Annotated in this window: 15 protein-coding genes; 13 read left to right on the top strand and 2 right to left on the bottom strand. The window is 32.4% G+C overall.

The window, feature by feature from the left end; genetic code table 11:
* Nucleotides 1–14: 14 nt before the first annotated feature.
* From guaA to QLS71_RS17425, 3 genes are all read left to right on the top strand, one after another.
* The gene (gene guaA / locus QLS71_RS17435) at nucleotides 15–1,550 is read left to right on the top strand and encodes a glutamine-hydrolyzing GMP synthase (protein ID WP_308992063.1); all 1,536 of its coding nucleotides are present in this window, start codon (nucleotides 15–17) and stop codon (nucleotides 1,548–1,550) included.
* 210 nt (nucleotides 1,551–1,760) lie between these two features.
* Nucleotides 1,761–3,683, top strand: a complete 1,923-nt coding sequence (locus QLS71_RS17430) for a LysM peptidoglycan-binding domain-containing protein (RefSeq protein ID WP_308992062.1) — start codon at nucleotides 1,761–1,763, stop codon at nucleotides 3,681–3,683.
* Nucleotides 3,684–3,686: 3 nt separating this feature from the next.
* Nucleotides 3,687–3,914, top strand: coding sequence for a DUF3820 family protein (locus tag QLS71_RS17425; RefSeq protein ID WP_308992061.1), 228 nt, complete (start codon nucleotides 3,687–3,689; stop codon nucleotides 3,912–3,914).
* On the opposite strand, the gene QLS71_RS19235 is transcribed toward QLS71_RS17425, so the two are convergent.
* Nucleotides 3,845–4,084 (bottom strand): T9SS type A sorting domain-containing protein, encoded by a 240-nt coding sequence (locus tag QLS71_RS19235; RefSeq protein ID WP_369077083.1) that lies wholly within the window; start codon nucleotides 4,082–4,084, stop codon nucleotides 3,845–3,847. The genes QLS71_RS17425 and QLS71_RS19235 overlap by 70 nt on opposite strands.
* Nucleotides 4,085–4,146: 62 nt before the next feature.
* A complete protein-coding gene (locus QLS71_RS17420; RefSeq protein ID WP_308992060.1) occupies nucleotides 4,147–4,359 on the bottom strand; it encodes a hypothetical protein in 213 nt (70 codons plus the stop codon).
* 178 nt (nucleotides 4,360–4,537) lie between these two features.
* Between QLS71_RS17420 and QLS71_RS17415 the strand changes: the two genes are divergently transcribed.
* The 10 genes from QLS71_RS17415 to QLS71_RS17370 all read left to right on the top strand — a co-directional run bounded on the left by QLS71_RS17415 (nucleotide 4,538) and on the right by QLS71_RS17370 (nucleotide 20,834).
* Nucleotides 4,538–6,178 carry a CTP synthase gene (locus QLS71_RS17415; protein ID WP_308992059.1) on the top strand — a complete coding sequence of 547 codons (1,641 nt, stop codon included), beginning with the start codon at nucleotides 4,538–4,540 and terminating at the stop codon, nucleotides 6,176–6,178.
* A 79-nt stretch (nucleotides 6,179–6,257) separates the two neighbouring features.
* The gene (gene yidC, locus QLS71_RS17410; protein ID WP_308992058.1) at nucleotides 6,258–8,156 is read left to right on the top strand and encodes a membrane protein insertase YidC; all 1,899 of its coding nucleotides are present in this window, start codon (nucleotides 6,258–6,260) and stop codon (nucleotides 8,154–8,156) included.
* Nucleotides 8,157–8,262: 106 nt separating this feature from the next.
* Nucleotides 8,263–8,964 carry a toxin-antitoxin system YwqK family antitoxin gene (locus QLS71_RS17405; protein ID WP_308992057.1) on the top strand — a complete coding sequence of 234 codons (702 nt, stop codon included), beginning with the start codon at nucleotides 8,263–8,265 and terminating at the stop codon, nucleotides 8,962–8,964.
* 325 nt (nucleotides 8,965–9,289) lie between these two features.
* Nucleotides 9,290–9,904: a sigma-70 family RNA polymerase sigma factor gene (locus QLS71_RS17400; protein ID WP_308992056.1), complete on the top strand. Its 615-nt coding sequence runs from the start codon at nucleotides 9,290–9,292 to the stop codon at nucleotides 9,902–9,904.
* A gap of 278 nt (nucleotides 9,905–10,182) precedes the next feature.
* Nucleotides 10,183–11,394, top strand: coding sequence for a FecR family protein (locus tag QLS71_RS17395; protein WP_308992055.1), 1,212 nt, complete (start codon nucleotides 10,183–10,185; stop codon nucleotides 11,392–11,394).
* A 150-nt stretch (nucleotides 11,395–11,544) separates the two neighbouring features.
* Nucleotides 11,545–14,991: a TonB-dependent receptor gene (locus QLS71_RS17390; protein ID WP_308992054.1), complete on the top strand. Its 3,447-nt coding sequence runs from the start codon at nucleotides 11,545–11,547 to the stop codon at nucleotides 14,989–14,991.
* Nucleotides 14,992–15,034: 43 nt separating this feature from the next.
* Nucleotides 15,035–16,948, top strand: coding sequence for a RagB/SusD family nutrient uptake outer membrane protein (locus tag QLS71_RS17385; RefSeq protein ID WP_308992053.1), 1,914 nt, complete (start codon nucleotides 15,035–15,037; stop codon nucleotides 16,946–16,948).
* 27 nt (nucleotides 16,949–16,975) lie between these two features.
* A complete protein-coding gene (locus QLS71_RS17380) occupies nucleotides 16,976–18,208 on the top strand; it encodes a DUF5000 domain-containing lipoprotein (RefSeq protein ID WP_308992052.1) in 1,233 nt (410 codons plus the stop codon).
* 21 nt (nucleotides 18,209–18,229) lie between these two features.
* On the top strand, nucleotides 18,230–19,444 hold the full coding sequence (locus QLS71_RS17375; protein ID WP_308992051.1) for a DUF4998 domain-containing protein: 1,215 nt from the start codon (nucleotides 18,230–18,232) through the stop codon (nucleotides 19,442–19,444).
* Between the two features lie 106 nt (nucleotides 19,445–19,550).
* Complete coding sequence (locus QLS71_RS17370; RefSeq protein WP_308992050.1) at nucleotides 19,551–20,834, top strand: hypothetical protein; 1,284 nt, start codon at nucleotides 19,551–19,553, stop codon at nucleotides 20,832–20,834.
* Nucleotides 20,835–20,924 lie beyond the last annotated feature (90 nt).

The following is a 20,924-nucleotide window of genomic DNA, read 5'->3' as shown; positions in this document are numbered from 1 at the left end:
TGCTATTTTTGCGCATGCAACATGACAAGGTACTTATTTTAGACTTCGGATCGCAATACACACAACTTATTGCCCGTCGAGTTCGAGAACTCAACATTTATTCCGAAATACATCCATTCAACAAAATTCCAAAAAATATTCAAGAGTATAAAGCAGTTATACTTTCTGGTAGCCCTTATTCGGTAAGAGGTGAAAACGCTTTACACCCCGATTTAACGCATATTAGAGGTGAAAAACCTTTACTAGCCGTTTGTTATGGTGCGCAGTATTTAGCACATTTTTCGGGAGGTGAAGTCGCTCCATCTAATACTAGAGAATATGGTCGTGCTAAATTATCGTTCATTAAAGAGCAGGAAGACTTTTTCAAAAATATTAATGTAGGAAGCCAAGTTTGGATGAGCCATAGTGATACTATTAAATCATTGCCCACAAACGGTGTTTTAATAGCAAGTACACACGATGTTGCCAATGCAGCATATAGGATTGAAGACGAAGAAACGTATGCGATTCAATTTCACCCAGAAGTATATCATTCTACCGACGGGAAACAACTGTTAGAAAACTTTTTAGTAAATATTGCAGGTTTAAATCAAGATTGGACTCCCGATTCTTTTGTAGAAGAAACTGTAGCGGCTATTAAAGAAAAAGTTGGAGACGATAAAGTCGTTTTAGGATTATCGGGAGGTGTAGATTCTACCGTCGCAGCAGTTTTGTTAAACAAAGCTATTGGCAAGAATTTATATTGCATTTTTGTTAACAACGGATTGCTTCGTAAAAATGAATATGAGAGTGTATTAAAACAATATGAAGGCATGGGACTTAACGTTAAAGGAGTGGATGCTTCTAAGCGTTTCCTTGATGCTTTGGCAGGAATTGAAGACCCAGAGTTGAAACGAAAAGCAATTGGTAATGCATTTATAGAGGTTTTTGATGATGAAGCACACCAGCTTACAGACGTCAAATGGTTGGCACAGGGTACTATTTATCCTGATGTGATTGAAAGTGTTTCGGCTACTGGCGGACCTTCAGCAACTATAAAAAGTCACCATAATGTAGGTGGCTTACCCGATTTTATGAAACTTAAAATTGTAGAACCATTACGGGCTATTTTTAAAGATGAAGTAAGACGTGTAGGTGCTACTTTAGGGATTGATCCAGAACTTTTAGGACGTCATCCATTTCCTGGACCTGGTTTAGGGATCCGTATTTTAGGTGATATTACTGCCGAAAAAGTACGTATTCTACAAGAAGTTGATGCTATTTTTATTAACGGATTAAAAGAATGGGGACTGTATGATAAAGTGTGGCAAGCAGGCGCTATGTTATTGCCTGTAAATAGTGTAGGCGTTATGGGTGATGAGCGTACCTACGAAAAATGTGTGGCACTTAGAGCGGTTGAAAGTACCGATGGTATGACTGCCGATTGGGTGAACTTACCATACGAGTTCCTTCAAAAAACATCCAACGATATTATAAATAAGGTAAAAGGCGTGAACAGAGTTGTTTATGATATTAGTTCAAAACCACCAGCCACCATCGAATGGGAATAAAGGAGTTTATTAGATAGTAAAAAGTTGGTGGCGTTTATTATATTTATAAGTTATATTTAATGTGTTAAATATCTTATTTATATAGATTGAACGTATATAATAAAGTCGGAATTAAATAAATGCTAGTTATTTGCTTTATTTTTGGCATGCTATATGTATATAGAAAAAGACCGTTTTGTTCTTAACGTAATTAAAAAAAAATAGATTTACATGATTAAATTCTTAACCGCTTTATGTTTTACATTAATTTTTAACATTAATGCTTTAACGGCTCAGAACTTTAGCACCCATCAAGTTAAAAATGGAGAAACTATTCAAGGTATTGCTACTCGTTATGGCGTTACAATTTCCGATATATATTCCTTAAACCCAGATGCTAAAAAAGAATTAAAAGCCAATACTATTTTAATCATTCCTATTTCTAAAGCAAAAAAGCCTACTGTTATTTCTACTAAAGAATTGCAAGGGTTTAAAGAGCATAGAACCAGCAAAAAAGAAACTTTATACAGTATAGCAAAGCGTTATGAAATTACTGAGGATGATATAAAAACCCATAATACTTTTTTGTATGCCAATACCTTACAAAAAGGCGATAAGCTTCAAATACCTGTTTTTAAAATAATAAAAGAAGAACCTAAAGCGACTACTCAACCTTATATAGTAAAAGCTAAAGAAGGTAAATGGCGTATAGCATATCAATTTGGTATTACGGTTGAAGAATTAAATGCTTTAAACCCAGGTATAGGCGAAATATTGCAAGAAGGACAACAAGTGTATGTACCCAATATGGTTAGCGACGATGTTAAAGAAGTAGATGAAAAATACAGTTATTACAATGTATTGCCTAAAGAAGGGTTTTATCGTTTAAAACTTAAATTGGGCTTAGAGCAAGCGACCTTGGAGGCTTTGAATCCAGAGTTAAAAGACACGGGTTTAAAAGAAGGTATGGTTTTAAAAATTCCATATTCTAATAAAATGATTGATACGGGTGGAATAGTTACTAAAAGGACACCTTTAGAAACTAAGATAACTAATTTTGACACCAAACATATTGCGATTATGTTACCTTTTAGGTTGAATCGAGTAGATTTTGATTCTATTTCTGAGATAAAAACCAGCATAAAAAAAGACCCTTACCTAGATGCTTCCCTCGATTTTTATAGTGGTGTTTTAACCGCTTTAGATTCCTTAAAATCATTAGGTATTTCACTTAAAGTAGATGTTTATGATACCAAATATCAAATAAGCGAAGTCATTAAAATAATTAAAAACAATAATTTTGAAGATGTCGATGCGGTTATTGGACCATTAACACCCGAAACCTTTGATAAAGTGGCTACCGAATTACACGCCTATAATATACCTGTAGTATCTCCCATAGGCACTAATTTAAAATTGTACGATAATGTGTTCCAATCGAGACCTTCGGACGACTTGTTAAAAGATAGAATGGTAAATTTTGTAAAAGCAGATTCGTTAGTTAAAAATATTGTTATTGTTTCAGATACAAAAAATGATTCGGTAGCAAACAAGATCAAAACGTCGTTTAGCTATGCTAAATCAGTATATTCAAGAAAAAACAAACAAGATAAGGATGAGAATTTTGTGTATGTAGAAGATATAAGAAGTGCCTTAAAACCAGGTAGAAATATCGTGTTTTTAGAAACACAAAGTGAAGGTTTTGTCTCGAATGTAACAAGTATTTTGGCTTCCTTAAATCAAAGAACAGAAGGCAATCCAAATGCTATTGAAATTATTTTAGTAACAACTAATTTTAATTCAGCTTTTGAAGGTGACCAAGTTTCAAACGACCACTTGTCTAAACTTCAGTTTCATTTTGCTACAGCTTCAAAATCATATAACGACACCGAAAACAATTCTTTTGTTAAACGCTACACAAAAATCTACAATACAACACCAAGTAAACGTGCTGTAAAAGGATTCGATTTAACTATGGATGTTGTTTTACGTTTAGCCACTGCGCAAGATTTGTACATGTCTGTAAACAACGCACCATTAACAGAATATGTAGAAAACAAATTCGCCTATAAAAAGAAATTATTAGGAGGCTATTATAACGATGCGACTTATATAGTAAAGTACAGCGATTTAACTATTATCGAAGTTAAATAACAAGTGTTAGACAAACAATTTTTAATAGATCTGGCTCATACCAAAATGCCCTTTGGCAAGTATAAAGACCGGTATTTAATAGATTTACCCGAATATTATGTGGTTTGGTATAACCAAAAAGGCTTTCCCAAAGGGAAATTAGGCGATATGCTGAAGCAAGTCTATGAACTTAAATTAAACGGATTAGAAGAGTTGATACGGAATATTAAGAAACAGTATCCGAAAGGATAGTGGTTGGAAAAGAGAGCTTCATTTTCTAAATTTAGTTGAATATAGTTTGTATTACTATACTTTTTAGATTGTAATATGCTGCCATGTACATCGCTAATCATAATAGTTACCTCATCAATTATACTATTAAAATTTAAACTAAATAGATCTTTTGACGGGTTGGGGTATATTGTAAAGTTATTTAGCCTAATATCTGCAGTATTTAAAGTAGTGATACTTGTGCAAGCCGATGTTAATACACAATCTCTAGTTGTTGTATTTGTACTGTATAAGCCCCTATGCCCGTAACGTTAAAATTTTTATTGGTTTCACTATCAATAAAAGCATTACTATTATTACAATCTACCCATTGGTAGGTAACATTATTTGTATCTGTAGTTAATGTATTTTCTTCTCTAGTAATAGTTATCTTTAAATTGGTAATATAAGAACTCCATCTTGTCACAAATCTAATATAGTAATTGTTAAAGAAAGTTAGTTTATTTTAAAATCAAATTTTTCAACCAAACTAAAATTAATTTTCCTACCAAACTTCTTGTTTAAAACTCTCATGAAATAACTAAAAACTTATTCGAGAATAACTATTTAAATTTTGTAAATTTGCCTGCGTTTATAAGCGCAACATGACAACTACAGCAAAATACATATTTGTAACCGGTGGGGTTACATCTTCTTTAGGAAAAGGCATCATAGCAGCATCACTTGCTAAGCTATTACAGGCACAGGGTTATAGAGTAACCATTCAAAAATTAGATCCATATATCAATGTCGATCCAGGAACACTAAATCCATACGAACATGGCGAATGCTATGTAACTGAAGATGGAGCAGAAACCGATTTAGATTTAGGACATTACGAACGTTTTTTAAACGTGCCGACCAGTCAAGCAAACAATGTGACTACGGGACGTATTTACCAAAGCGTGATACAAAAAGAGCGTCGTGGTGAGTTTTTAGGTAAAACGGTACAAGTAGTACCTCACATCACCGATGAAATTAAAGAACGTATTCAGATTTTAGGAAAATCGGGCGATTACGATATTGTTCTTACCGAAATAGGAGGAACTGTTGGTGATATTGAGTCGTTGCCATATATAGAAGCCGTACGTCAATTACGTTGGGATTTGGGTGAAAATAACGGTATTGTTATCCATTTAACCTTAGTACCTTATTTAGCAGCTGCAGGTGAATTAAAAACCAAACCCACGCAACACAGTGTAAAAACCTTAATGGAAAGTGGGGTACAAGCCGATATTTTGGTTTGTAGAACCGAGCATGATTTACCATATGACTTACGTCGGAAATTAGCTTTATTCTGTAATGTTAGGGAAGAAGCGGTTATTCAATCTATTGATGCTTCAACCATTTACGATGTTCCAAATCTCATGTTGGAAGAAGGTTTAGATAAGGTGGTACTTAAAAAATTAGGCTTAAATAGTTCTATACCTGATATCACCAAGTGGAATCAATTTTTAACCCGTCATAAAAACCCGAAAACCGAAATTACTATTGGTTTAATTGGGAAGTATGTAGAGTTGCAAGATTCATACAAATCTATTTTAGAAGCATTTATTCATGCAGGGGCTGAAAATGAAGTAAAAGTAAATATTGAATCGGTACATTCTGAATATCTAAATGAAGATAATATTAAACTAAAGCTAGCACATTTGGATGGTGTTTTAGTGGCGCCAGGTTTTGGAGAGCGTGGTATTGAAGGTAAAATTGATGCCGTAAGATTTGTACGTGAAAATAAGGTGCCATTTTTCGGTATTTGTTTAGGGATGCAAATGGCTGTAATAGAATTTGCTAGAAACGTATTAAATCTTAAAGATGCAGATTCTACTGAAATGAGCCCAAAAACAACAAACCCAGTAATAGGATTAATGGAAGACCAAAAAAACATTACCGATAAGGGAGGTACCATGCGTTTAGGTGCTTGGGCTTGTGATTTAAAAATGGGTAGTGCAGTACGCGATATTTATAAAACTGAAAGTATCAAAGAACGTCATAGACATCGTTACGAATTTAATAGTAAATACAAAGAACAAATGGAAGCTGCTGGTTTGGTAGCTACTGGTTTAAATCCTGAAACAGGGTTGGTAGAAATTGTAGAAATACCAAGTCATCCATGGTTTGTTGGAGTGCAATACCATCCAGAATATAAGAGTACCGTTGCTAATCCACACCCCTTGTTTGTGGCATTTGTAAAAGCTGCTTTAAATTATAAAAAGAAAAAGTCAAGTGTCAGAATGGCACAAAATTAATAGTGGTCAGTTTTTTGATTAATAACAATTCTCAGACCTCGCAGGTATAAAAATCTGTGAGGTTTTATATAGAAAAAACATGGAAGAAAAAAAATTAGATGTTAATTCGATTATAGGGTTTTTACTTATTTTCGGAATATTAATGTACATGCTTTGGCAAAATCAACCAACGCCAGAAGAACTTGAAGCACAAGAAAAAGCAAAGCAAGAACAAGTTGAAGCTGAAAATAAAGCTAAAACACAAGAAAAAACCAAGGTAACAACTGCTGAAGATTTTACAGTTGGTACAACTGATTCGCTTCAATTAGTAAATTTAAAAAATAAATTAGGTGCTTTTGCTTATTCTGCAGCAACCGCATCAACAAAAGAGGAAACCGTTGTAGAGAGCGATTTATTAGCTTTAAAATTCAACAATAAAGGTGGATATCTGTCTGAAGTGAAACTTAAAAAACACACCGATTTTAAGGACAGGCCTATTTATCTTATCAAAGATAATAACGCTTCATTAAATATTAATTTTGGAACTACAGATAGTAGAATACTAAATACTAAAGATTTATATTTTCAACCTACGGTTACTAAAAACGGAAATACCACTATAGTTTCCATGAAGCTAAAAGTGTCTGAGAGCAAGTTTTTAGAATACCGATATGAGTTGAAAGATGGTGATTACATGATGGATTTTGCCATCCGTTCACAAGGATTAAGCGATGTTATTAATAGTTCGCAACCTATTAATTTAGATTGGAATTTAAAAACGTATCGTCATGCTAAAAGTATTTCTTATGAAAATAGATATACTGAGGTTGTTTTTGAATATGAAGATGGAAAAGATGATTATTTAGGACAAAGTGAACTATCTGATGATACAGCCGAAGATGTTACCTATGTAGCCTTTAAACAACACTTCTTTACTTCTATATTATTAACCGATACACCTTTTAAAACTGCGGCTTTCGAATCGAAGAACCTAGTTCAAAACGAAGATGTAGATACCGTATATACTAAAGCCTTTTCAGTAAAACTTCCTTTGGAACTGGCTGGAGGTGAGATTAACAAGTCTATGGACTGGTATTATGGACCAAGTGATTATAAAATTCTAAACAAATACGATAGAAATTTAGATGAAGTAGTGCCTTTAGGTTGGGGTATTTTTGGTTGGATAAATAAATATCTTTTTATTCCATTATTTACATTTTTAGGAGACTTTTTACCTTACGGAATTGCCATTATTGTAATGACAATATTAATTAAGTTAATAATGTCTTTTGTTCAATACAAACAGTTTTTATCGCAAGCGAAAATGAAAATTCTAAAACCAGAATTAGATGCCATTCGCGAAAAGCATAAAGACAATAAAATGAAATCGCAACAAGAAACCTTGGCATTACAAAATAAGGCAGGAGCAAGCCCTATGGCAGGGTGTTTACCAGCATTGGTACAATTGCCCGTGTTTTATGCCTTGTTCCAGTTTTTCCCATCAGCGTTTGATTTAAGACAGAAAAGCTTCCTTTGGGTAAAAGATTTATCATCCTATGATACCATTGCAGAATTGCCTTTTAAAATTCCATTTTATGGCGATCACGTGAGTTTGTTCCCCATATTAGCGTCTATAGCTATTTTCTTCTATATGCGTTTAACAACAGGAGACCAAATGGCGTCGCAACCAACACAAGAAGGGATGCCAGATATGGCGAAAATGATGAAATATATGATGTATTTCTCACCAATTATGATGTTGTTTTTCTTTAATAATTATGCGTCAGGATTGAGTTTGTACTATTTTATTTCAAACTTAATTAGTATTGGTATTATTTTAGTGATTAAAAACTATATTCTTGACGAGGATAAAATTCATGCTCAAATTCAAGAAAATAAAAAGAAACCTAAAAAAGAAAGTCGTTTCCAGCAAAAAATGAAACAAATGATGGAACAGGCAGAACAGCAAAAACAAACGCAGCAAAAGCGTAAAAAATAATTTCTAAGCTGCCTTAATTGGCAGCTTTTTTGTTGTACACAATTTCAAAGACATAGTTTCGTTTATAGGTTATTCAAGAATTTAAAAATATTATAAAGTCGTTTTTATGAAAAGAGCTTTTACAATCCTTTTTTTATTTGTTAGTACACTAGTTTTAGCACAGGAAATTAATCAATTGGATACCAATGGAAAGTATCATGGTATTTGGAAAAAGAACTTTGATGGCACTTCTATTTTAAGATATGAAGGAGCCTTTTCTCATGGTAAAGAAATAGGCGTATTTAAGTTTTATAAAAACATTAAGAAAAAGGCAGTTTTAACAGCTACCAAGGAATTTAATGAAACGGATAATAAAGCTTATGTGAAATTTTTTGCTTCAACTGGAAAAGTTATTAGTGAAGGGCAAATGGATGGCAAAAAATATATTGGTGAATGGAAATATTATCAAAAAACCAATAATAAACTTTTAACATTAGAACATTATAACGATTCAGGTAGTTTAAATGGAGAGCGTACCGTGTATTATCCTAGCGGACAACTAGCAGAAAAACAAATTTATAAAAATGGGAAACTTGATGGTGTTTCTGTGATGTATTCAAATAAAAATGTGTTGTTAAGTGAATTAATTTATGTTAATGGTGAACTACATGGTTATTCAAAATATTATTCTCCTAAAGCCGAATTAGTGGCTGAAGGGTTGTATAAAAATGATAAAAAAGATGGTATTTGGAAATATTATAAAGATGGAAAACTTACCGAAGAAAAAAATTTTAGTTACATACCCAAGTATATAAAAAAAACGCCTTAATTTTTTAAAGAGCTTACTTTTAATTGACATTTTAAAGAGAGAGTATGCTTCAGAACAGTAAATAAATAAAACAAAAGTACCTTCCTAACATGTAACACGCTCTTTATTAATTTGTTAATAAAAATTGTTACCACTTCACTATTTAATAATATACTAAAAAGACTTTTCAATTTATCTTTATAAATACGTATGTTAGAATTTATAGTATAATTTTTTAATCAAGTTTTATTTTCATTTTTATTATAATGAATTGTTAATTTTGATTAAAAATGGTAATATTGAATAATAGCAACTTTATTCCCCATCCCTCAAGCTAAATTTTTGTATGATAAAAGATACGAGTGTCATAAAAAAAGAAGAATATTCTTGGTCTAAATTTGTGGAAGGTGATAAAGAATCTTTTGAATCAATTTATAATCTCAATGTCGATGATTTATTTTCTTATGGAATGAAATTATATCCAGATAGAGATTATATAAAAGATACTATTCAAGATGTTTTCTTAGATATTTATGAGCATAGAAAAAATCTTTCTACTCCAAAAGATATAAAATTCTATTTATTTACTGTTTTGAAACATACTCTTTTTAGAAAGTTAAAAGCAGAAAGAAAAAGCAGAAACATAGAAAATATAAATGAATTCTCTTTATTATCAGAATCGAGTATAGAACAAATAACCATTACCGATGAAAGAGAACAACATAAAAGAAAGATCATTTCTAAGCTCATTGCAGAGTTAACACCTAAACAGCAAGAAATACTGTACCTAAGGTTCAATAAAGGTTTTAGTTATATGGAAATCTCCGATATAACTAAAATAAATCATAATTCAGTACGTAAACAAGTGTATAGAGCTATAAAAAAGCTACGTAAAAGCGACATTTACAAAAAAAATAAAAATATTATTACACACTTTTTGTTTTTTTACATAAAAGACTAATATCTAGTTTTTTATCTTCATTTTTTTTCTTTAAAATATTTTGTTTTTTGTATCTAGCTATATTTTTTTAGAAAAAAAAATAAAAAAGTGTCTACAAAAAGTCTTTAAGTGTCACTCTACCTTTATATAGGTTTAGTGATGTCTAGATTTAATATTTTGTTTAGTAAATAAGGGAGCTTTGGTTCCCTTATTTTAACCAAATTTTTAAAAAAAGTAAAAATCTGTCTACAAGATTATAGTTTTTGCCCTTTCTTGTGTTTGCCATTAATTTAATTAGAATGAAAAAAAATTTAGAATATTTAGAAGATAAAACATTTTTAGATTGGATATATGAAACCAATCCAGATAGTATTGTTTTTTGGGAAAACTATATAAAAAGTAATTCCAAGGAGAAGAATAGTATAATGCAATTAAAAGCTATTTTAAAAGTAGTTAAATCTGAAGAAAGTAAGTTGACTCGTGATGAAAAACAAAAAATTATTGAACAGGTTAATTTTAGAATACATAATCTTAAAAAACCTAAAAGTAAATACAGGATTTTAAGATCAGGGCTCAAATATGCAGCATTAATAGTAATTCTTTTAAGTACAACCTTATTTTATTACTTCTATAATTCCACAAATAATATAAAACCTTTTTCAAACATAAATTCTTACGCATTAGATTCCATTGCCGAAACTAAATTAATCGTAGCAAAAGGAGAAGAGTATTTAATAAGTGAAAAGGAGTCTTTGATTGAATATGATGAAGCGGGGGAAGTTATTTTAAATAAAAAAGATACGCTAAATAATACATTAGCTTCAAATAATAAAATAGAAAAAGAAGTTTTAAATACGCTTGTAGTTCCTTATGGAAAAAGAAGTATAGTAAAACTATCAGATGGTTCAATTGTACATTTAAATGCTGGAACACAATTTATTTTTCCTGAAAAGTTTATAGGAAATAAACGCGTAGTTTATTTATTAGGAGAAGCATTTTTTGAAGTTGAAAAAAATAAAGATAAACCATTTATAGTTAAAACTGTTGAAGATGAATTTTCTATAGAAGTTTTAGGAACTAAGTTTAATGTATCAGCATATGATACAGATGCATCTATTTTAACTGTTCTTGCAGAAGGATCGGTTAATATTGTTAAAGATAAATTATTTGGTTCTGAAAAAATAAGAATGGTGCCAGGAGAATTGGCGGCTTGGAATAATAAAAGTAAAGATGTTTTACTTAAAAAAGTGAATACTCATGATTATATATTATGGACCAAAGGAGTTATACAATTTGAAAGCCAATCTTTAATTGACGTCGTGAAAAAAGTGGAGCGATTCTATAATATTAAAATTGAATTTGATAAGACATTAAATTCAAATATAAACATTACAGGAAAGCTTTTTCTAACAGATAGCATTCATAAAACTTTAAAAAATATTGTAACAGCTGCTTCTTGTAAATACGAAAAAAAGAATAGCAATACATACAAAATACTACAAGATATATGATATAAAAAAAACAGGACATGCTACCAACATGTCCTGCCAAAAACCTGTTTTACAACAGGCATTGTTTAATTTAACTAATCCAAAATTATGGAAAAAAACCAACTAAACTATGACTTCTATGTTTTTATTAGGAGCAAAACCCTCCAGATTATGAAATACCTCATAATTTTTTTATTTATTTTCTCATTTTATTCTTTTACAGACAATTCGTATTCTCAAAACGTTAATTTGAAGATAGACTTAGAACAAGCCTCTTTAAGTGATGTATTTAAGAATATTGAGAACCAAAGTGAATTTGTTTTTCTTTTTAATGATGATGTGTTGCCCGAACTTAATAAAGTTATTGGTAAAATTAAATTTAACAAAGAACCCATCAGTAAAGTCTTAAATAAAGTGTTGAAAGGCTCTAATTTGGGGTATGTTGTTGATGAAAGACAAATCATTATCAAAAAAAATGAAATAGTAATACTTCCTGATAAAATTAATTTAAAAGAAGAACCTCAACAACAAGTGACAGGTATCGTTAAAGATGCTTTAGGTATTCCTTTACCTGGTGTTAATATATCTGTAATTGGAACAAAAAAAGGGACGCAAACAGATTTTGACGGAAATTTCCAAATTACAGCCAATAAAGGAGACGTATTACACTTCTCTTATATTGGAATGAAAACATTAGATGTAACGGTAGGAGACTCACCCTCAATTAGTGTAACATTACAAGACGATTTAGCAGCTCTTGGAGAGGTGGTAATTGTAGGTTATGGATCCCAGAAAAAGGAATCGGTAGTTGGAGCCATAAGTACCATAAATCCTAGCGAGCTAAAAATACCATCTAGTAACCTTACAACTGCTTTAGCTGGTAGGCTTTCAGGTGTAATAGCTTTCCAAAATAGTGGAGAGCCAGGTGCAGATAATGCACAATTTTTTGTAAGAGGTGTAGCTTCCTTTAATGGACAAAATGGACCATTAATTTTAATTGATGGTGTTGAGTTAACTGTAGATGATTTGGCTAGATTACAACCAGATGATATTGCAAGTTTTTCAGTTCTTAAAGATCCAACAACAACAGCTATATATGGAGCACGTGGTGCTAACGGTATCATATTGGTAACAACTAAAACAGGTATCAAAGGAAAGCCTGTTTTGAATGTGAGGTACGAATCTTCATTTAGTCAACCTGTGTCATTAATAAAATTAGCAGATCCGTTAACGCATATGAGAATGCAAAATGAAGCAGGTAGAACAAGAGGTGATTTTGCAACATTTACTGAAAGACAAATAGATGGTGTGGAACGTGGTTTAGATCCTAATGTTTTTCCACAAGTAGATTGGTATGATAAATTATTTAACGACTATGCTTTATCTACAAGGTTTAACCTAAACGTTAGAGGTGGTGGTGATAAAGTACGTTATTATGTGGCAGGATCTTACTCATCAGATAGTGGACTTTTAAAGAATGATAACGCTAATGGCTTCAATAATAATATTAAGTTCAATCAATATTTATTGAGATCTAATATTAATATGGATTTGCATCAAAATACCGAAATGATTGTGCGATTACATGCCACCATCGACGATCTTAGAGGGCCTCTTCAAGGAGGAAATGCCATTTATAATGCAGCTGTACGTACAAGTCCAGTACGTTTTCCTGCTGTTTTTGATCCCACTGAAGCCTTAGAAGGGATCCCACATATTCCATTTGGTAATGATCAAGGACCAAGATTGGGAAGCGGTACTCAAACAGGTCCAACATGGTATAATCCTTATGCTGAATTACAAAGAGGCTATAAAGACTATAGAAGACAATTATCTTTGGTTCAGTTAGAATTAAAACAAGATTTAAGTTCAATAACGCCTGGCTTACGTGGTCGTTTTTTAGGAAATATTAATACAACATCTGCTTTCGAAAATCGTAGATCGTATATACCCTATTTCTATAGAGTTACTGAGTATAACCCTGTGTCAGGAGACTATGTGTTATCACCAGTTTCGGATGGTAATGAAGCTTTACAGTTAGAACCGGGGTCTAGAACCAACAACTCTGTTTTTTATACGGAAACAGCATTGGATTACGCAAGAACATTTAATGAAAAGCATAGTGTTACAGGTTTAGCGGTTATGACGGCTAGAGACCTTTTAGATGGGAACGCAAGTACTGTAGAACTATCTTTGCCTAGTAGAAATCTTACATTTGCAGGAAGGTTTAGTTACGGTTATGATGATCGTTATTTTGTCGAGTTCAACTTTGGGTATAATGGTTCAGAGCGATTTGCTAAAAAAAATCGTTTTGGTTTCTTTCCTTCCGCCGGTGCAGGTTGGGTGGTGTCTAACGAAAAGTTTTTCAAATCTAATGTTATAAGTAAACTTAAATTTAGAGCATCTTATGGTATAGTAGGTAATGATCAAATTGGTAATAGTAGACAAGACAGGTTTTTCTATTTATCTAATGTTGATATTAATAATCCTGGTACAGGATATACATTTGGAGAAACATTCAACACTTCTATAAATGGGGTGTCTATTGCTCGTTATGCAAACCCATTAGTAACTTGGGAAACTTCTGAAAAAGTTAATATTGGTTTAGATTTAAATCTATTTGATGATGATATACAGTTTAGAGCCGATATCTTTCAAGATAACAGAAGCAGTATTCTTCAAGTACGACAAGACATTCCTTCTACCTTAGGTTTACAAGCTTTATTACAAACCAATATTGGAGAAGTAAGAGCTTTTGGTGTTGATGCCTCATTAGATATAAACCACACTTTTAATAAAGACTTCTGGATACAAGGTAGAGCTACTTTTGTGTATGCTGATAATGAATTCAAAGTTTTTGAAGAGCCAGACTATTCAGCAATTGGAGCACCTTGGCGTTCAAACATTGGTAATAATACCGGTGTAGCTCAAGGTTTTATTGCAGAGCGATTGTTTGTTGACGATTACGAAGCAAAAAATTCACCTACTCAATTCGGTACACCTGGTGTCGATTATGGAGGTGGTGATATTAAATATAAAGATCTTAATAACGATGGTAAAATTAGTGATTTAGATAAAGCACCAATTGGAAAGCCTCAAGTACCAAAAATAACCTATGGCTTTGGGTTTTCTATGGGATATAAAAAATGGGATTTTAATGCATTTTTTCAAGGTATAGGAGAGCGTTCGTTTTTTATAGATCCAATAAGCACAGGTCCGTTTTTAAACAGTACTACAGGATCTACTTTTGGAGGAAATGGAACATTAGGAGAGAATGGTTTATTACAAGTTTATGCAGATGATCATTGGTCTGAAGAAAATAGAGATGTATATGCGTTATATCCAAGACTATCTACACGTGTAGTTGATAATAATGTTAAAACTAGTACATGGTGGTTGAGAGACGGAACATTTTTGAGATTAAAACAGCTAGAAGTTGGGTTTAACCTTTTGGATGAGAACAGCAAATTAGGGTTACAACGATTAAGACTTTATGCTAATGGTAGCAATTTAGCTGTTTGGAGTAAGTTTAAATTATGGGATCCAGAGTTAGGAGGAAACGGGCTTAATTATCCGCTTCAACGTGTAATAAACGTAGGACTTCAGATAGGCTTTTAATTAAAACTGTTTTAAAATGTATAACGAAATTAATATAAAAAAAATGAAAATAAGATCCATAAAAAATAGTATTGCATTATTCATGGTACTGCTTGGAACTTCTTGTTCAGAATATCTAGATGTAGTTCCAGAAAATGTCGCCGTTATTGAGGATGCTTTTGAGACTAGAGATGGTGCTGAACGTTTTTTAGCAACACTATATAACGCTTTACCAAACTTTTCAGATGCTTCAACAGGTAATCCTGCTTTGATTGCTAGTGATGAAATATTTTTACAAGCTAATGCAATGGGAACTTCAAACTGGCATTCTCATAGAATATCTATTGGAGGACAAAATACCAATAATCCTTTAATTGGATATTGGGGTAATGCTAATTCAAGTGGAAAAAACTTATTTATAGCATTACGTAATTGTAATATATTTTTGGAGAATTTAGACGAACCTTTTGATCTTAAATTGGATGAAAAAGTACGTTGGGAAGCAGAAGCTAAATTTCTTAAAGCGTATTACCATTTTTATTTAATGAGAATGTATGGACCTATTCCAATTATAGATGAGAATATTGAAGTTGGTGCTGGTCTTGATGTTGTTAGAGTAACTCGTAAACCCATTGATGAAGTTGTTACATATATCGTGCAACTTTTAGATGAAGCCATTCCTAATTTACCAAATACAATAATTGATATTACAGAGTATGGTAGAATTTCAGCCCCAATAGCATCTGCTATTAAAGCTAGAGTTATGGTTACTGCTGCAAGTCCTTTTTTTAATGGTAATACCGATTATTCTACTTTTAAAGATAAGGATGGGAATAACTTATTTAATCAAACCTATAGTGAAGAAAAATGGGAGCTTGCAGCTACAGCATGTAAAGAAGCTATAGATATTGCTGAAGAAGCTGGTTTAGAACTTTATAATTATGTGGATGGAATTTCAGGACTTTCAGATAGAACCAAACGAAAATTATCAATAAGAAATAGTTTGGCTATGCCATGGAATGGCGAGGTTATTTGGGGAGCTACAGGAAGTTTAACCGACAACCTACAAGAAAAAGCACAAGGTATTATAGATCCGAATGTAACATCAGATTCAAGAGAAGAATTAGGGAACAGCTATTCTCCTACACTTGCTATCGCAGAAATGTTCTATACAGAAAATGGGGTTCCAATAGATGAAGATGTGAATTTTGATTATGCAAATCGATATGATGTGGTAACTGCTGATGCTTCAGAAGAAAATTATATTGAGTTAGGTTTTCAAACGGCAAAATTGCATATGAATAGAGAGCCGCGTTTTCATGCCTCTCTAGCTTTTGATGGCGGTGTTTGGTTTGGACAAGGAAGAACAAGCGAATCGAATCCTTTTATTTATAGAGGCAAAAAAGGGGAGTTATCTGGAAATATCGATAATAAGTTATTTTCTATATCAGGTTATTTAGCAAAAAAACTAGTAAACTATGAAAATGTATTGAATAATGGTAATAGTATATATTCTATCAAACAGTATCCTTTTCCTGTAATAAGATTAGCAGATATATATTTATTATATGCTGAAGCCTTAAATGAATCAGGAAATACTCCTGAAGCTCAAATATGGATTGATAAAGTGCGTGAGCGTGCAGGTCTCGACGGCGTAGTTGCATCTTGGGCTAGTGCTTCAAACAACCCAACTAAGCCTACAACAAAAGACGGTTTTAGAGAAATCGTGCAACAAGAACGTATGATAGAACTTGTTTTTGAAGGGCAACGTTATTGGGATATCAAGCGCTGGAAAAGAGCTACCGATTTTTTCAATAGAGATGTAAAAGGTTGGAATGTACAAGGGATAAGCACAACAGATTATTATAACATTATTCCAACAGGTACTTTACAATTTTCGTCAAGAGATTATTTGTGGCCAATCTCTGAAACAGATATTATTAACAATAATAAACTGATACAAAATCCAGGTTGGTAATTTATCTACAATAAAATATTTAATATTATGAAAAAACTTAGAATTATTTTTTTGAAAATTCTTACTATTACTGTAGCATGTATGGCACTTAATTCTTGTGAAGAAGAAGCGAGAGGGCCTTTGTATACTGATAGTACAATACCAGAACCTATAACAGAAGCTGTTGTTACTAACTTACCAGGGGGTGCTAAAATTGAATATAAGTTGCCCACTACTGAAAATGCTTTGTTTGTAAAAGCTACTTATAAAAGAAACGGAAAAGCAGTTTCTACAAGTTCATCTGTGTATAACAACTCGGTAATTTTGGAAGGTTTAAGAGATACGAGTACCCAAGAGGTTAAACTTGAGGTAGTAGATAAAAGTAATAACGTGTCTTCAAGTGTTTCTGTAACAGTCAACCCTTTAGCAGCACCAGTTGATATACTATTTAATACAGTAGACTTAGTAGCTGGATTTGGAGGTGTAGGAATTCTTTATGATAACGTAGACAATATAGATGCTGAAATTTTGCTTTATGTAAAAGATCCAGGTACTGGAACCTACGTATACAATCAATCTTTATTTTTATCAGGAGCAACTACAGGAACTTATACATTTAGATCTTTCCCACCGGAAGCAAGAGCTTTTGCAATAGAGATAGTAGACCGTTGGGACAATATTACGGAGCGCTATGAGGAGGTAATCACACCAATTGCAGAAGTAGAGTATGATAGAAGAAACTTTAAAGAAGCAAAATTAGCGGGAGACATTACAACAGGGGCTTTTGGTTGGAAGTTTTCTAATTTATTTAATTTTAGTACAGTAGATGCTGGCATGCATACCGATCAAATAGACCCTGGTCATTTAGTGCCTCCATACAATGATAAGTATCATATATTTACCATCGATTTAGGTGCAAGCCACAAACTAAGTAGAATGAAATGGTGGCAAAGACATGAACGTGGATATGGATATGCCCATGGAAATCCTAAAATATATGACATTTGGGGCATCGATGAACGGCCTTCAGATAATGGTGCATCATTAGAGAATGGCTGGACGTTACTTTATGAAGGTGAAACAATAAAACCATCAGGCACCCCTGCAGGTATCGGTAAAAATACAACAGCAGATAATGAAAGAGCATCACAAGGCGAAGAAGTAGAATTTTCAATACAAGCTCCCAGAATAAGATACATTCGTTTCGTAACTAAACTTAATTGGTCAAGCTCTAAGTTTATACATTTAATGGAAGTTGAAGTTTATGGAAGTCCTGATTAATAATAAAAACTTATTAAAATTATGAAATTATATAAAATAAAAAATTGGTTATATTTATTAATTATACCCTTTTTAGCTATAGCCGCTTGCGAAACAACTCAAGAAACTTATCAAGAATTTATTAAAGATGGAGAAACCTTATACATAGGTGCAGCAGATACTTTAATTGTTAAACATGGTTATAATAAACTACGATTGATTGTAGGACTTAACAGTGATCCTAAAATAAATAAAGGTATCATTACTTCATTAGATGGAAGTGTTAACAAAGAGTTTGATATACAACGAAGAGGTAGTGGTTATGAAGAAGTTTCAGTAGATTTAGAATTAGAAGAAAAGAATTATACTTTTAAAATAATTCTTACTGATAATTCAGGAAATACATCTATACCAAGAGAAATTACTACAAAAGTATATGGCAATAAGTATGAAAGCACCTTGCTTACTAGAAGTGTTAGTTCTGTAGTTGTTTATAAAAATAGAACTAAGTTTACTTGGGGAGGTGCAGCCCAAGGTACTATAGAAACAATGCTTACTTACGTAGATGCTTCAGGTGAAACACAAACGGTTATAGTTGCAAACAATGAAACGGAAACTATTTTGCCTGCTATTCAATTAGGATCAGAGTATAAAGTAGAAAGCACTTTTTATCCAGAGCAAGGAGCGTTTGAAACCTTCAAAGCGATGTCAGAGTTTAATTTTCCATCAAAATTTATTATAGAAAGTTCTACAATCATACCTTTAATATTACCGGGCGATGCTACAACTTGTAGTAGCAGAGGCTCTTATAGCGAGCTTTTTAATGGTATAACTACAGATACCGGTGATTACTGGCATAGTTGTGATATTAAAAGTGATTTATATCCCTTTGTAATGAGTTTTGATATGGGGTTTGAATTTAATTTAACAGAATTTAAACTTTATGAAAGGTATGGCTGTTGTGGAGAAAGAAGTCCAAAAATCATGCAGTTTTGGGGTACTAATGATATTGTATTAGGAGAAACGACTGTTGATGTTAATGATGTTCCTTTAGCAGTATGGGAAGCAGATGCTACAGCAAAAGGTTGGGTAAAACTGGGTGGATTTGAGACTAATGAAGCTTCTACATTTACTACAGTTTTTCAACCTACAGCAGAAAAATATAGATATATAAGACTCGTTTTTGTTGAATCTATAGAAGGTCAAGTAAGTACACCAAGAGGAAACTTTGCGGAATTTAAATTTTGGGGTCTATAAGTTATTTTAATAAAAAAAATCATTATTAATTCTAGAGCATTGTGGTCTTGTAGCTATTAGAAAAACTACAAAACCACAATGCTCTTAATATTTAAAAGCATACTTTATGAAAAATTATTTTTTAATTATTGTAGCAGTCATATTTTCTACTTCTAATTCAAATTCTCAACAACTTGCATTTCCAAGTGCAGAAGGATATGGGAAATATACCACAGGAGGAAGAGGAGGTAAAGTAATAGAAGTAACAAATCTTGAAAGTTCAGGTCCTGGGAGTTTTCTATCAGCTGTTGAAGAAAAAGGAGCACGAACAATTGTTTTTAGAGTTTCAGGAACTATCGAAGCTAATATTACAGTCGCAAATGATAGTATTACCATAGCAGGACAAACAGCTCCCGGAGATGGTATAACACTAAAAGGAATGCTTAAAATAAATGCAAGTAACGTTATAATTCGGTACATTAGAATAAGAGCTGAAGCCAAAGATGATGCCATAGGAGGTCGTTATCAAAAAAATATCATTATCGACCATGTGTCTGCCAGTTGGAGTAAAGATGAAGTAATGACTTTTTACCACGGAGAAAACATAACAATTCAATGGTGTATGATTACTGAAGCCTGTTCAGATACTCATAAGTTTGGAGGTATTTGGGGAAATAATTATGGAACGTATCATCATAATTTATTTGCTCATAATATCTCGCGAAATCCCCGCTTTGCTTCTAGTTGTGGCTATAATGATTTTAGAAATAATGTGATCTATAACTGGCAGCATCAAAGTGTTTACGGAGGTGAAAAACATCAAACAGATAGAGGTTTTCAATTTTCTACAATAAATATGATTGCTAATTATTATAAGTCAGGCCCTGGTACTCATGAAAAAGTGAGAAGTCGCATTCTCGATCCTTCTACACGTAATGGGAAAGAAGATGCAGGTAAGTGGTGGGTTTCAGAAAATTTTGTGGTGGGTTTTCCTGATGTAACAGCAAATAATTGGAAAGGAGTTACTAAGCAAGATGATCATTTTAAGCTGAGTGAACCATGGCTTTCAATGGATATTAACCAAGAAACGGCAGAAGAAGCTTATAAATCTGTACTTAATAGTGCTGGATGTTCTTTGCCAAAAAGAGATATTATAGATCAGCGTATCATAGAAGAAGTTCGTACAGGAACTGCAACCAAAGGTAAAAATGGTTTTGTAGCCAATCCACAAGAAGCAGGAGGTTGGCCAGTGTTAAAAAATAAACCAGCTCATAAAGATACTGATCATGATGGTATGCCAGATTATTGGGAAGAAGAAAATAAGCTAGATAAAAATAATTCAGAAGATAGAAATATAGTTACACTAAAGGGGTATACTATGTTAGAAACATATATTAACGGTATAAAGTAAACCTAAATATAGACATATACTATTTTAAAAAAGAAAAGGGTTTCAGATAGCTAAGTATAAAAAAAGACTCCTTAAGAAATTAAGAAGTCT

The sequence above is a fragment of the Mariniflexile litorale genome (genome assembly GCF_031128465.2).
Lineage (GTDB): Bacteria > Bacteroidota > Bacteroidia > Flavobacteriales > Flavobacteriaceae > Mariniflexile > Mariniflexile litorale.
This window is presented reverse-complemented; position numbering and strand designations above follow the sequence as displayed.

Bases quoted from the DNA above. Each gene is read 5' to 3' on its own strand.
- QLS71_RS17390 (WP_308992054.1), top strand. From the start codon at position 11,545: ATGAAATACCTCATAATTTTTTTATTTATTTTCTCATTTTATTCTTTT.
- QLS71_RS17380 (WP_308992052.1), top strand. From the start codon at position 16,976: ATGAAAAAACTTAGAATTATTTTTTTGAAAATTCTTACTATTACTGTA.
- QLS71_RS17375 (WP_308992051.1), top strand. From the start codon at position 18,230: ATGAAATTATATAAAATAAAAAATTGGTTATATTTATTAATTATACCC.
- QLS71_RS17370 (WP_308992050.1), top strand. From the start codon at position 19,551: ATGAAAAATTATTTTTTAATTATTGTAGCAGTCATATTTTCTACTTCT.
- QLS71_RS17405 (WP_308992057.1), top strand. From the start codon at position 8,263: ATGAAAAGAGCTTTTACAATCCTTTTTTTATTTGTTAGTACACTAGTT.
- QLS71_RS17395 (WP_308992055.1), top strand. From the start codon at position 10,183: ATGAAAAAAAATTTAGAATATTTAGAAGATAAAACATTTTTAGATTGG.
- QLS71_RS17385 (WP_308992053.1), top strand. From the start codon at position 15,035: ATGAAAATAAGATCCATAAAAAATAGTATTGCATTATTCATGGTACTG.
- QLS71_RS17400 (WP_308992056.1), top strand. From the start codon at position 9,290: ATGATAAAAGATACGAGTGTCATAAAAAAAGAAGAATATTCTTGGTCT.
- yidC (WP_308992058.1), top strand. From the start codon at position 6,258: ATGGAAGAAAAAAAATTAGATGTTAATTCGATTATAGGGTTTTTACTT.
- guaA (WP_308992063.1), top strand. From the start codon at position 15: ATGCAACATGACAAGGTACTTATTTTAGACTTCGGATCGCAATACACA.
- QLS71_RS17415 (WP_308992059.1), top strand. From the start codon at position 4,538: ATGACAACTACAGCAAAATACATATTTGTAACCGGTGGGGTTACATCT.
- QLS71_RS17430 (WP_308992062.1), top strand. From the start codon at position 1,761: ATGATTAAATTCTTAACCGCTTTATGTTTTACATTAATTTTTAACATT.